The following is a 13433-nucleotide window of genomic DNA, read 5'->3' as shown; positions in this document are numbered from 1 at the left end:
GCACCGGCACCAACACCGGCACCAACACCTGCGCCAACACCTGCACCAACACCTGCACCAACGCCAGCACCAACGCCAGCACCAACGCCAGCACCAACGCCAGCACCAACCGCCAATCCCTTATCGAATTTACAGGCTTTGGGAACAATCACTAGCAGTTTAGCTGCTGATGGACAGTTGAACCGCAGCGATATGTTGCAAATCTTCAAAAAAGCTGGAGACGACGGTGTTGTTGATGCCAAGGAAGTCAGCGATTTCAAAAAGATTATTGGTGACAGGACAACAGTGGTTTATCAGGGTCAACCTTATTCGATACCGGACCCTGTTTGGTTTCTCTCAGAGCAAGTCATTAAAGATTTGCCATCATCAGGCACAACACCCAGCACTACCTTGAGTAAGGGAGTTGATGAATGGTTCCTTGGAAAAGTTTCTTCACCGACTCTCGACTTTACCTATAAAGGAGAGGGTACCAACCCAGACGTGGTCACAGGTTTGACATACCAGCCACTACCCGGAAGCTTGTACAAAAACAATAGCCCTTCTATTGCAGATATCAATCAATACCGGTTTGGTGACTGTTTCTTCTTAAGTGCTGTGGGTGCAACCTTTGGCATCCAAAAAAGTCCCAGCCTGCAAACTAGCGCGATCGTCAATAATATGATTATTGACAACGGTGACAATTCATACACCGTGCGTTTCTATCAGGACGACTTCGATCAGATTAATAAGGAAGAACCGGTGAAGTACGGATATTTGCCACTGGACACCAGTCCCAGTTATGTCACTGTTAATAAAGAGGTTGTAACCCAAACCCAGGAAAACACTCAACAGCTATTTGGTGCTCTCCCAGTATTAAATGATACTTCACCTGGAAACACTAGTGTCGGGCCAATCTGGATGCCTTTGCTGGAGCGAGCTTACGCACAGTGGAATAAAGAAGTTCTCAAGAAAAAGGAGCCTAACGGTTACAATGTGATCGGGAATGGAGGCCAGACAGGAAAAGCACTCACTCAGGTTACGGGACGCAAGACTGAGACTTACATAGGTCTAACAACTACACCTGACTTATTCAATACAATCGCAGCAGCTCTGAATAAAGGTGAATTTGTAGCAGCAGGAACCTATCAAAACGCCCCGACTTTTAAGATTAACGACCAGGGAACTGGAGTTATGGGTGGAGGTCATGCTTACTCCATTCATGCTGCTTATCTAAATGGGACTACTCCAACCTTATCAGTTCACAATCCTTGGGGTAAGGATAATAATGATGATACGCTTAGTGGTGGATTCACTCAGCTTACCTTGGACGACTCTATTAAAGTCTTTCGTAATGTTTCCATAACTCTCATTTGATGGTGTTTCCATAACTCAAGAGAGCTAAAGGAAAGATAGCTCGATCGCAATAGGAATAGGGGCGGAGGTCATTAATATGACTTCGCCTCTTTTTTGCTGAACCAATAGTTATAGGACTTATATCAAGTCTGAGTAATTGCCCATATTAGTATCGATTTTGCGATCTTATTTCGATCTTCCCAAAGGGCGATCGCAATTAATTGACTCGCTGGCGACACAGAAAATGCAGGATTTAGCGGTTGTTTGCGGTGGTAAAGGGCGATCGAAGTGCGATCGCCCTTATTTTTCACTTGTTAAAACTGTTGTTAACTTTAGCAACTTATCCAGCGTCTCCCGGGCCGATACTTGCAATTGCACCCCATCAATATCAAATCGAGGGTCTTCAATCAAATCCGGGTCGCTGCAATAAGCATCAACATCGGCAAATAACTTGTCTAAAATCTTAAACTCTGTCCCTACTTGGAGATTATTGTCACCTTTAAACAGTTGTATAAACCGCTGTTCAAAATCATCAGCAGTAATCTTACTGCCAACAAACTCTTCTAATAACTTGATGTACTTATCAATACTTATCCACCTCCAATATCTCCAGTGGTGGTTAATTCCACAAGTTGTGCAGAAGTCAGTTTCCAGCCACTAATAAAATTGTCGCCTGCATCTACCATAACCTTCAAATTGGTTAATGGGTCAAAATAGTGCTTTACTTCCTGCGATAACTACCCGCAATCTCCTGCACTCCGTGTTTCTGCAAGTGGGCTTGAATAGCCGCTGCAAATGCTGCTGCTGTCGGCAAATTCTAATTCCATGAGACACCAAAATCGGCAGCGTGTTTGAATTTCTTTTGAATTTGGCGATCGGATATTGGAATATTCATAATCCATCTATTTTTACATTGCCTCCCTAGACTATCAAAGACATTACGATCGCCCTTCCCACAATCTTGATGGATTGAGAAAAGGGCGTGAAGCGCAACTATCTCCGCAGGAATAGCATTTCAAGCATTCGTCGCATCGATTCCCAATTCCCTAAGTTTAGCAGAAGCGTGCTTCGCGGCGCTGGCGTTCGGATTATAATTTTGCCGAGTGTTACAGCAAATTGATAACAAATCTACCACAAGTGCGCTATCTTATTGGCTCGAAAATAACTCCGCAGTGATGGAACCAATTAAAAGCATTATCCGAAGTGATTAAATTAATAGCAGCAGAAATAGCCCGATCGAGAGCCTCATAGGTGCGAGCCTTTGCAGAACCGAGAATTTCCTTTAATTTAGACCAGCACAACTCAATCGGTGATAAATCGGGCGAGTAGGGAGGCAAGAATTTAACCCTCGCCCCAACTGATTCAATTAATGCTTTAGCCTCCGCAGCATAGTGAACTGGTAAATTGTCCATCACCCCGATCGCCCCGACCTCTATGCTGGCAGTAATACTTGCTCGATAAACACGAATAAACCAGCCGTGTTTAATGCTCCCTGAAAAGTCATCGTTGCAATTAAACCTTCATCACTAATTGCGTCTATTAAAGTGACGCTTTTTCCCTTGTTGCCGGGACGGTCGTCATTGACACGTTTCCCCCCAAACCCTCGACCGTATCTTCTAATCCTAGCCAGATTTAGTTTTGTTTCATCGATAAAGATGAGATTGCGGACATCAACACTATCAAGCCAAATTCGATATTCATAACGCTGATTTTGGACTCGTTCTGTATCTTGTTCGCTAGCAACTAGACTTTTTTTTGAGTACCAGCTTTTGCCGTTTTAGGGTCTGACACAAACTAGATGTGCTGACCTCAATGCCGCGTTTCTCTTTGAGATATTTTTGAATTTATCAGAAGGAAATGTCATTTTGTTTCGAGACAATTTCCTGTAAAAGTTCTCGGTCTTTTCCCTTCACCTTTGACCTTCGGTCTCCCCCTTGCGGTCTTGCAGCACTTTCTCCTGTCTCTCGATATCGTTTGAGAAAGTCACGGATGAAAGCTAGGCTAACTTTAAATCTTTGGGCTAGTTGTCTCTGCGAACCTTATGAGTGCTTTCCATGCACTCACTATCCCTTGTCGTAAATCCATTGAATATGCGGCTGCCATTTTACCCCTTTTATTTCGTTAGCTTATTATAGAACCCTGTGGTGCTTTTGTTCTCAATTTGCTGTAAGTCCGCACGTGCGATCCGTTTTTGTTATGGTAATCGACCGGACATGATATTATATCAAATTCGGGTTTGGGACAAGCGTTATTCTTCAGTCGGCGCCGGTGGTCGCCCTTGCTTGTCGAAGTGCCGACGAAAGTTTGAAGAGAAGCGGTTTCAACTGCCGAAAGATAAAGGGGATATTTAACCCGGATTTGATATTACTTGTAATATCAACTGCTCAATATAACTGAGCTTTCAGAGATTTTTCCCAAACAAAAAGCGCCCCTATTTCTAGGAGCGCTTTTTGTAATCTGGGACTAAAACTTAGCCGTTGATAGAAGGAGCAACCAAAGCTACGGGAGTGACTTCACTTGCAGCCAAGTCAAGCGGGAAGTTGTGAGCGTTGCGCTCGTGCATTACTTCCATACCCAAGTTAGCGCGGTTGATAACATCAGCCCAGGTGTTGATGACGCGACCTTGAGAGTCGATAATCGATTGGTTGAAGTTGAAACCGTTCAAGTTGAAAGCCATTGTGGAGATACCCAGTGCTGTGAACCAGATACCGACAACTGGCCATGCACCTAACAAGAAGTGCAAGGAACGGCTGTTGTTGAAAGAAGCGTATTGGAAAATCAAACGACCGAAGTAGCCGTGGGCTGCAACGATGTTGTAGGTTTCTTCTTCTTGACCGAATTTGTAACCGTAGTTCAAAGACTCAGTTTCAGTTGTTTCGCGAACCAAAGAAGATGTTACCAAGCTTCCGTGCATGGCGGAGAACAAAGAACCACCGAAGACACCGGCAACTCCCAACATGTGGAAGGGGTGCATCAGGATGTTGTGCTCGGCTTGGAACACGATCATGAAGTTGAATGTGCCGGAGATACCCAAGGGCATACCGTCAGAAAAGCTGCCTTGTCCGATCGGGTAGATCAAGAATACTGCGGTGGCTGCTGCAACTGGTGCAGAGTAAGCGACGCAGATCCAAGGACGCATACCTAAGCGGTAGGACAGTTCCCATTCACGACCCATGTAGCAGAAAATGCCGATGAGGAAGTGGAAAATTACCAATTGGTAAGGGCCGCCGTTGTACAACCACTCATCGAGGGAAGCAGCTTCCCAGATTGGGTAGAAGTGAAGACCTATCGCGTTTGAGGAAGGAACAACAGCACCGGAGATGATGTTGTTACCCAGCATCAAGGAACCAGCTACTGGTTCGCGGATGCCGTCGATGTCCACGGGAGGGGCCGCGATGAAGGCGATTACGTAGCAGATTGTTGCAGTTAGCAAGGTGGGAATCATCAAGACGCCGAACCAGCCTACATAAAGGCGGTTGTCGGTTGATGTTACCCAGTTGCAAAACTGATCCCAGATATTAGCGCTTTCGCGCTGTTGTAAGGTTGCCGTCATGTGTTTATGATTGCTATTGGTTTTTCAATGTTCGGATGATGTTTCTATTATTAACGGTATCGTTAAGGTTTGTAAAGGCCTGTAACGACAGTTAAACTGATGAGGGTCATCAGGAAAGCTGATGAGGGTGACGCTAGGGGGAAAAAACATCACATGGCGACGCAGCTTAAGCCTAACGGGGAACGGGAGCTACGGGAGCTACCGGAGGTGGAGAAGCTGGAGAAACTGGATCGATCAAAAGTGGAGGAGCCGGAGTGCGAGCAGGTGCAGAACTGAACTGCTGGAGTTGCTGCGGGGTGAGCGATCGCAAAATTCTCAGTCCGAGAGTGTTTCGGGAGATGCCCAGAGCGTAGTTCGGCTCTAAATACGGGCGGAAATTTGATTTGTTGTTCAAATAGCTTTCCATGAAAGCTACGCTGAGTCCGTTGAGGTAGCGGCGGGCTAAAGCTGGTTCGGGGCCGATCGCCTCTGCTGGTGGCAGAAAGACGCTTTGAGGGGATTGGTCGATCGTTGAAAAGTGAGTCCCGTTGTTCATCAGCACTAGATATTTGTTGGGCGATGTCAGCCAAGTGAAGGGTTGAATTTGTTCCAGCAAAGCGGGGGCGACGGTATCGGCGCTGCCTGCGATTACCATGACTGGGATTTTGATTTGGCTGAGGTTTGTTTCTCCGAGAATGCTGCTGACGATCGGGTTGATGGCGATCGCAGCTTTGATGCGCGGATCGCTGAAATTGTACTGGTTGCGCTCTAGGCCCCGGGCGCGGCACTGCAACAGCAGCGAGATGTTCCAAGTGTCTTTTTCGAGCTGGCAGTCTTTGTCTAGCTGTGCAAAGTTAATCCCCGCCCCGGCTAATGTTAAAGCTGTATAGCCGCCGAAAGACTGGCCGATGATGCCGACTCGCTGCAAGTCGAGCTGCCCTCGGTAGGCCGGATTAGTTGTCGAAAGTTTGGTTAAATAATCGAGCAGGTCTTTGATGTCGAGGGGGCGGTTGACAAATTCGGCTGGTTCTGCTAATTCGTTGGCTCTGCCTGTTACTAAGTCTTGGATTTGTTGGGCGTTGCTGCCGGGGTGTTCGGGGACGGCGACGGCAAAGCCGTAGGAGGCTAGGTGTTTTGCTAAATACTCGTAGGAAATGCGATCGGAACCTAAACCGTGGGAAATTACTACGACAGGGGCCGGTTGCGGGCTGCCCTGCGGCAGGTAAATGTCCATATTAAAGGTGCGATCGCGATTTGGACTCGTCAGAGTTACCGATGATTTTTTCCAAGTGTAGGGGCCCGGGAGCTCGATCTGTAGCATTTCGGCGGGCGGTATTGCGGGAGATCCCGCTGCTTGTGCTTCCGATAACTGAGTGACTCCGGCGATCGTCCGATTGGAACGGTTGATCAGCGATGTCAGCTCGCTGGCGATGCCCAAGCCGCGGTTTATGTCAATCCTGATGCCGTAAGTGGGGAATTTCCGCAGCACGTTGAGAATTGTCAGCCCTTCTGGATCTGAGGCTGCTAAAATTAGGGCGGCTCGGATGGCATAAAATCCGGGCTGCCGAGCTTTGGTTTGAATTACTCGGCCCAAGCGTTCCAGCAGCACTTCTCCTTGAGGCGTGTAGAGGAATTGGGCGATCGTCACGTGGCTGATTTCTGCTTTGGCTTGCAGGACGCTGCGAATCGCCGCTAGCTGTGATTTTTTGGCGTACTGAGCGAAGCCGTCCAAATTCGAGTCTATTTTGCCTTCTGTGGCGAAGAGTGCCAGGGATTCGATCGGCACTGATACTTCTAGGGGCCCGTAAGTTACGTAAATTCGATCGGCTCCCAAAGCCGGTGCCGCAGTGCAAACAGCCGTGAATGCAAACAATCCTAGGTATTTTGAGGCGATCGACCGCCGAGTGCGAAGGGCAGCAGTGGAGAGACTCGGAAACAGACAGTTCATAACTTTTGCACCTAGGACTTCTAATAATTAGTCGATGAAACGATATAAATTGTTTCACTAATATTTAATACCAAAAAATCGCTCTCTTGTTTCAAAAATTAGGTTATCTTGGGAAGTATAGCCAAAAGAGCAATTTTCTGACCTAACAAGACTAGCTGAAATTTTAAATTCAACGCCGAGGGGTCAGTCGATTTTAGATTTGAGATTGAAGAATTTTAGATTTACTCTCGCGATGAATCTGGGAGCTTGAACAAAAGTCTAAAATTTGCGGCTGCGAACGACTTAAGTCGGGGCTTGTATCCGTCTTTGGGCGAGGGGTCAAACCTACGGTCATACCCCTTGATTATTTTTTCAGCTATGCAAGATATTTTCGATCGAGTTTGTAACTACAGTTTGAGTGAGAGAATTTATCATGTTCAATGCAACTGCTATCCTGATTGACGCTTTTGTGCAAGAGCTCCAGGCCGGCTACCGTCGCACCTACGGCAAGTACAAGCCTGATTACCCTGAAATTATCGCCTGGGCGGGGACTATGGCTCTGGAAAATATCGCTAACTGCGATGCTTTGTACCACAATGTGGAACACACAATGCTCGTGGCCTTGGTGGGACAAGAAATTCTCCGGGGCAAGCATATTCGCGAAGGGGGAGTGTCGCCGGAAGATTGGCTGCACTACCTGATTTCGCTGCTGTGCCACGATATCGGCTACGTGAAAGGTGTTTGCCGCCAAGACCAAGAAGCCGTAGGACTCTACGCTACGGGTATTGACGGGGACATGGTTTCTGTGCCGGTCGGCGCCACTTCTGCCAGTCTAACTCCTTATCATGTCGATCGAGGAAAACTCGTAATTGACGAACGCTTCGGCGGACACACCTTAATTGATGCCGAACAAATCAAGCGCAATATTGAATTGACACGCTTCCCAGTTCCTGCTAGCGAAACTCATCAAGACAGAAACAACTATTCTGGACTCGCCAGGGCCGCCGATTTGATCGGTCAGTTGAGTGACCCCAATTACCTGCGCAAAATCAGTGCCCTGTTCTACGAATTTGAGGAAGTCGGCACTAATAAAATCTTGGGCTACAAGTCTCCGGGAGATTTGCGGCAAAATTACGCCAAGTTTTATTGGAACGGAGTTTTTCCCTACATTCCAGCAGCTTTGAACTACTTGGAATTGACCCAGGGCGGCAAACAGATTATTGCTAACCTCTACGCTAACGTGTTTCAAGTAGAACACGCTGAACCGCTTGCTTTCGCCAAGCCGAACGCTCAAGAATTTATCAAAGTCCGGGCAAATGGGAACTCGAACGGCGACAAAGATGGTGAGAATCTTCAAGCTTCCATCTCCGGGGACAACAAGAAATTTAGCGACTTTGCAGACCTGAATTTGTGACGGATTTACCGCAAAATTCAGCCACTATCAAAGGGAGTCGTAATTAGGATATTTTTTTATTTTCTAGTTTCTGGCTCTTTTTTTTGGTTCAAATTGAGATATATCATCTAATATCATATCCTGTAAAACAACCGTTATAATGTTCGTAGTGATGACTGAAGTCCGAACGATCGAACCAATTTTATTGTGTGGTTCGCTCGGATATGAGAGCAAATGTAAAATCAAAAATCAAAAATCGATATGGCAGCAGAGATCCAGCAGCAAATTCAACAGTTGAGGCAGCAGCTACAGGAAGCTAGCTATGCTTATTATGTTCTCGATGCGCCGATTATGGCTGATGAGGTTTACGATCGACTTTATCGCCAGTTGCAAGAATTAGAATCAGATTATCCTGAGTTAATTACTGCGGAAAGTCCGACTCAGCGCGTGGGTGAAAAGCCGGCTACTCAATTTTTTAGCGTCAAGCACAATATTCCTCTCTACAGTTTGGAAAATGCTTTTAATCTTGAGGAATTTGCTAAATGGCAGGAACGCTGGCAAAGGGTAGCACCCCCCCTAACCCCCGGTCAAGAGGGAACTGCACCCCCCCTAACCCCCGGTCAAGAGGGAAATGCACCCCCCCTAACCCCCCCTTATCAAGGGGGGGGACAAGAGGGAATAACATCTTCCCTTAGTAATGAGGAAAACAGGGAAATTACTCCCCCCCTTACTAAGGGGGGGTTGGGGGGGGTTTCCTATGTTTGCGAGTTGAAAATTGACGGTTCTGCTTTAGCCTTAACCTATGAAAATGGGGTTTTAGTTCGGGGTGCGACGCGGGGAGATGGCATTGCTGGAGAGGAAATAACTCAAAATGTCAAGACTATTCGCTCGATTCCTCTCCTGCTGAATTTAGATAATCCGCCGCCTGTTGTGGAAGTGCGGGGAGAGGCTTTTTTGTCTTTGGCTGTGTTTGAGGAAATTAATCGGGAACGGGAAAAAGCGGGAGAACAATTGTTTGCTAATCCTCGCAATGCTGCGGCGGGTACGCTGCGGCAGTTGGATTCTAAAATTGTGGATAAGCGCAGGTTGGATTTCTTTGCTTATACTCTGTATTTAGGTGATGGGAACGAGGAAAACACGCAGTGGGAATCGTTGGAATTGTTGCGAAGAATGGGGTTTAAGGTGAATCCCCATCGCAAAATTTGCTATTCTTTGGATGAGGTGCGGGAGTATTACGAATATTGGGATACTGAACGGCGAAATTTGCCTTACATGACGGATGGGGTTGTTGTTAAGATTAATTCGGTTGGGCTGCAAAAACAATTGGGTTTTACTCAGAGGTTTCCCCGCTGGGCGATCGCACTTAAGTATCCGGCCGCCGAAGTCCCTACAATTGTAGAAGCAATAACCGTACAAGTAGGGAGAACCGGGGCTCTGACGCCTGTAGCGGAACTCAAACCGGTGCAGTTGGCTGGAACGACGGTTTCGCGGGCTTCTCTCCACAACAGCGATCGACTTTCCGAACTCAACCTCCACATTGGCGATACTGTTATTGTCAGAAAAGCTGGGGAAATTATACCAGAAGTTGTGCGAGTTTTGCCGGAACTTCGCCCCCAAAATGCTCGCTCTTTTCAAATGCCTAGCTGCTGTCCCGAATGCGCGCAGCCTGTGGTTCGCTCCAAGGGGGAGGCCGTTACTCGCTGCATCAATACGTCTTGTCCGGCCATTTTGAGGGGTTCGCTGATTCATTTTTGCAGCCGGGATGCTCTGGATATTAACGGTGTTGGGGAAAAGTTGGTGCAGCAGATGGTTGATAGCAATCTGGTGCATTCTGCGGCGGATTTGTACGATTTGACTGCGGAAAGATTGATGAATTTGGATCGCATGGGTAAGAAGTTGGCCGAAAAGTTGGTAAGTGCGATCGCCCAATCGAAAAATCAACCTTATTCGCGCGTACTTTACGGCTTGGGCATCCGCCACGTCGGCAGCGTCAACGCTCAATTGCTGACAGAAAGGTTGGCAAATGTGGAAGAGTTAGCAGCGGCATCGGCGGCAGCGATTGAGGGAGTTTACGGCATCGGGCCGGAAATTGCTCAAGCTGTTTATCAGTGGTTTCGAGTTCCGGCAAATCAAAGTTTAATCGCACGGTTGAAAACTGCGGGATTGCAGTTGCAATCAGAAGTTAAGACTCAGAATTTGGCCGAACAAAATTTGCAACTTGCAGGCAAAACTTTTGTGCTGACGGGAACTTTGCCGACTCTGAAACGAGATGAAGCGAAAGATTTGATTGTCAAAGCGGGAGGGAAAGTCTCAAGTTCTGTGAGTGCTAAAACTAATTATGTGGTTGTGGGAGAAGATGCGGGTTCTAAGTTAGAAAAAGCTCAATCTTTGGGAATTGAACTGCTTTCGGAGGCGGAGTTATTGGAACTTTTGGCAACTTGAAAATTCGTGATTTTTCGTAAAATTCGGTCATCAGCAGTGTTCGATCGTTCGGACTTCAGTCCTCAGACTTTTATGATGACTGAAGTCCGAACGATCGAAGCAGTTTTACGGCAGGGGCAAAAGAGCCGATCGCGAATTGCGCAATACCTCAAAAGGCAGAGAAATGCCGTTAGCGAAGCTTGCAGAAGAGGATCGCACTTTGTCAATATACATAAGTAGCTCGCCCGGATGCCCGAATCGGTTGTCGGAACAGGCTAGTTTTGCTAAAATTTGATTGAGTTTGCAGTTGCGCGCGATCGCAACTGCTAGCTCAGGCAAATCCCAGCAATCAGAGGAGATACGTGATGTCGGAAATCCCAGAACAAACACAAACAAATTTGTCAGCTCCAGAAACAAGTTCCGAAACCTCTATTTCTTGGACGGAAAACTTAAAAATGAGCTTGGGAAACATCCTGAGCAGTTGGAAGGTGAAAGCCGGATTGGGAGTTGCTGCACTCTTAGGAGTGTTAGTGTTGTCGTTTTTCTGGCAGCACATGATTGCAGTGGTAGGTATGAAGAGTTGGGCGGATCGATCGGGCGCTAGAGCGATCGAATGTATGGTAAGAGATACTAATGACGACCAGTATGTAAGTTGCAGCGCTCTCCTCGACCAGCAAATTGTCCCTCTCGAATGCAGCGCTAGTTTGTTAAACATCGGTTGTCGCGTCAATTATGGAACTGCGGCACCTAATTTAAAACAGCTTGGGCCCAGAGCTTCTGCTGGTTTCAGATAATTTTTGACTCGCTTTTGCCATCCGAAAATTATGATTTCGATGCCAAGAATAAATGGTGCGTCAGAATTAGATTAGGGGTGATGATTGAAAATTACCTTTCCTGACGCACCCTACCCTTGAATTCTTCCTTCTTCTTTCTGCCTTCTGTCAACTGAATACTATCAACTGTCCATTGTCAACGATCAACTATCAACTATCAACTGCCAACTGCCAACTGCCAACTGCCAACTATTCTTACCAAGGACTTCCGATGAGGGTGAAACTGCTCCAGTAGTAAGGATGAGAGAAATCTGGGTTTTCTGGTATTTGAGTCGATAAATTTACCTGGCGCGCTGTTATCACTAACTGCCCGTTTTCAATCCGAACTTTACGAGCAATCATCGCTTGTTGAGCAAGTTGCAGAGTTTCTGCCTTAGTTGTGCCTCCTCGAAGCTGGTGGTAAAATTCGCTCATCAGCCCCAAAGTGCCTCCGTCATCCACAGACCACAAACTCCCTAAGGCCGATTTGGCGCCGGATTTTACCGCTAAACCTCCAAAACCTAACTCGGATTCCCGATCGCCCAAGGCTGTTGTACAAGCACTCAATACTAACAAGTCTACCTGCGGATTGCGCCAATTTAAACGGTCCATGTCATTGAGTCGCAATTTAGAATTCCAGAGTTGAATGTAAGAATTGCTCGCTTTTCCCGATAGGAATTCAGCGTGCGTTGCTAGGTGAACGATCCGAAATCCTCCCTTGGCGTGTTTTGAGTTGAGATTGTCTATAGTGAAAGTCGAATTGAGGAAAGATGGCCCGTTCCACTCAGCAGAAATTGCCTGCAATTCGATCGGCACGCTGGGCAAGGGCTGTTTGTCAACAAATTCTGACCGTCCCATTGCTAGCACTGTGGCATCTCTAACTGTTTTATAATCATCTCTATTCGTCAAGCTGAAACTCGGAATCAGGCTGAAACTGTATTTTTGAATCAAGAAGCCTTTACCGTCGTGCAAAGCGGCAAAGGGCATACTCCGCAATCCCGGATCGACTGACAGCAACAAAGTCTGAATTCCTAAGTTTTGCAAGTCTTTTTCTAGAGGTGAGATCGCCCATTTATACAGTTGCTGGGCGGAGGCTAGATAACTGGTAGTACCGCGTTTTGCCTGAGTGGTGATTTGGTTGCGGAACTCCTTGACGGTTGGGAAAAGAGCTGCTCTGTTGGCTTCGGGAACGCTGTAGTGAATCGGTCGCCCCACGGGAGGAACTAAAATTAGCTCTAACCGATCTTCTCGCGAGACTATGTAGATAATACCGGAACGCTTACCGGTTTGCTGTTCGATATTTCTTAATGTTTGTTGGAATTGCGCCATCATCACTTTTTGGTCTGGAAGGTTGGCTTTTACTCCCAGATATTCTCCAAATTCTTGATTCCTAATTTGTTCTATTCCCCAAACTGTTTTCTCTATGTCGTTGCCTTCAAAAATTCGATCGGGAGGGGGAACATATCCCAGCACAAAACCATTAGGGTTGACTGGTGGGGGTGTTTCGCTGTGGCGAACTGCTGGCGGTTGGTAGTTTGGGGGTAACTGACTGATGATACTCGGATCGAGCGATAAAACTCGATCGGCAGCAGGGCCGGGAGTGTCTAGCGCTGGAATTCGGCGGCGACTTGGAACGTCTTCTGGATCGGGGGTTGAGGCTTGTAGTGCGGGTGTCGGGGATGCTGGTGTGGCGGTGGGTGCGATCGGCCTGGGCGGCAATGCGTTGGCGTTAGAGTCGATCGAAGGTACTGCTACTGACTCCTGCGGAATTATTTGCCCAAAAATCGGCGGAATTATTACATTTCTATCTGGAATTGTTGGCGGAATTATTACATTTCTATCTGGAATTGTTGGCGGAATTATTACATTTCTATCTGGAATTGTTGGCGGAACTATTACAGTGCTTTCGGGAATTGTTGGCGGAACTATTACAGTGCTCTCGGGAATTGTTGGCGGAACTATTACAGTGCTCTCGGGAATTGTTGGCGGAACTATTACAGTGCTCTCGGGAATTGT

General features: G+C 47.1%; 12 protein-coding genes. 4 read left to right on the top strand and 8 right to left on the bottom strand.

Annotated elements, in window-relative coordinates; all coding sequences use genetic code 11:
- On the top strand, positions 1-1353 hold a 1353-nt coding region (locus QUB63_RS04485; protein ID WP_332943598.1), incomplete at its 5' end, for a C2 family cysteine protease.
- A gap of 122 nt (positions 1354-1475) precedes the next feature.
- Here QUB63_RS04485 and QUB63_RS04480 read toward each other — a convergent pair.
- The 6 genes from QUB63_RS04480 to QUB63_RS04460 form a co-directional block, all read right to left on the bottom strand.
- Entirely contained in the window at positions 1476-1643 is a 168-nt protein-coding gene (locus QUB63_RS04480; protein ID WP_332943597.1) for a hypothetical protein, read from the bottom strand.
- On the bottom strand, positions 1633-1920 hold the full coding sequence (locus QUB63_RS04475; protein ID WP_332943743.1) for a colicin immunity domain-containing protein: 288 nt from the start codon (positions 1918-1920) through the stop codon (positions 1633-1635). The genes QUB63_RS04480 and QUB63_RS04475 overlap by 11 nt, the downstream gene beginning before the upstream one ends.
- A 554-nt stretch (positions 1921-2474) precedes the next feature.
- Entirely contained in the window at positions 2475-2747 is a 273-nt protein-coding gene (locus QUB63_RS04470; protein WP_442921754.1) for a transposase, read from the bottom strand.
- 17 nt (positions 2748-2764) lie between these two features.
- Positions 2765-2983, bottom strand: a complete 219-nt coding sequence (locus QUB63_RS34980; protein ID WP_442921756.1) for a transposase — start codon at positions 2981-2983, stop codon at positions 2765-2767.
- 819 nt (positions 2984-3802) lie between these two features.
- Positions 3803-4885 (bottom strand): photosystem II q(b) protein, encoded by a 1083-nt coding sequence (gene psbA / locus QUB63_RS04465; RefSeq protein ID WP_332943596.1) that lies wholly within the window; start codon positions 4883-4885, stop codon positions 3803-3805.
- 172 nt (positions 4886-5057) lie between these two features.
- Entirely contained in the window at positions 5058-6812 is a 1755-nt protein-coding gene (locus tag QUB63_RS04460; protein WP_332943595.1) for an alpha/beta hydrolase, read from the bottom strand.
- 412 nt (positions 6813-7224) lie between these two features.
- Between QUB63_RS04460 and QUB63_RS04455 the strand changes: the two genes are divergently transcribed.
- Entirely contained in the window at positions 7225-8205 is a 981-nt protein-coding gene (locus QUB63_RS04455; RefSeq protein ID WP_332943594.1) for an Npun_R2479 family HD domain-containing metalloprotein, read from the top strand.
- Positions 8206-8445: 240 nt separating this feature from the next.
- Positions 8446-10626, top strand: a complete 2181-nt coding sequence (ligA, locus tag QUB63_RS04450) for an NAD-dependent DNA ligase LigA (protein WP_332943593.1) — start codon at positions 8446-8448, stop codon at positions 10624-10626.
- A gap of 105 nt (positions 10627-10731) precedes the next feature.
- Here ligA and QUB63_RS04445 read toward each other — a convergent pair whose 3' ends face one another.
- Positions 10732-10944: a hypothetical protein gene (locus tag QUB63_RS04445; protein WP_332943592.1), complete on the bottom strand. Its 213-nt coding sequence runs from the start codon at positions 10942-10944 to the stop codon at positions 10732-10734.
- A 26-nt stretch (positions 10945-10970) separates the two neighbouring features.
- Between QUB63_RS04445 and QUB63_RS04440 the strand changes: the two genes are divergently transcribed.
- Positions 10971-11399 (top strand): hypothetical protein, encoded by a 429-nt coding sequence (locus tag QUB63_RS04440; protein WP_332943591.1) that lies wholly within the window; start codon positions 10971-10973, stop codon positions 11397-11399.
- A 234-nt stretch (positions 11400-11633) separates the two neighbouring features.
- Here the strand turns inward: QUB63_RS04440 and QUB63_RS04435 are convergent.
- Positions 11634-13433 (bottom strand): CHAT domain-containing protein (locus tag QUB63_RS04435; protein ID WP_332943590.1); only part of this gene is annotated, 1800 nt, incomplete at its 5' end.

The sequence above is a fragment of the Microcoleus sp. ARI1-B5 genome (assembly GCF_036705795.1).
Lineage (GTDB): Bacteria > Cyanobacteriota > Cyanobacteriia > Cyanobacteriales > Microcoleaceae > Microcoleus.
The sequence above is the reverse complement of the archived record's forward strand: the minus strand, read 5'-3'. Positions and strand labels throughout refer to the sequence as shown.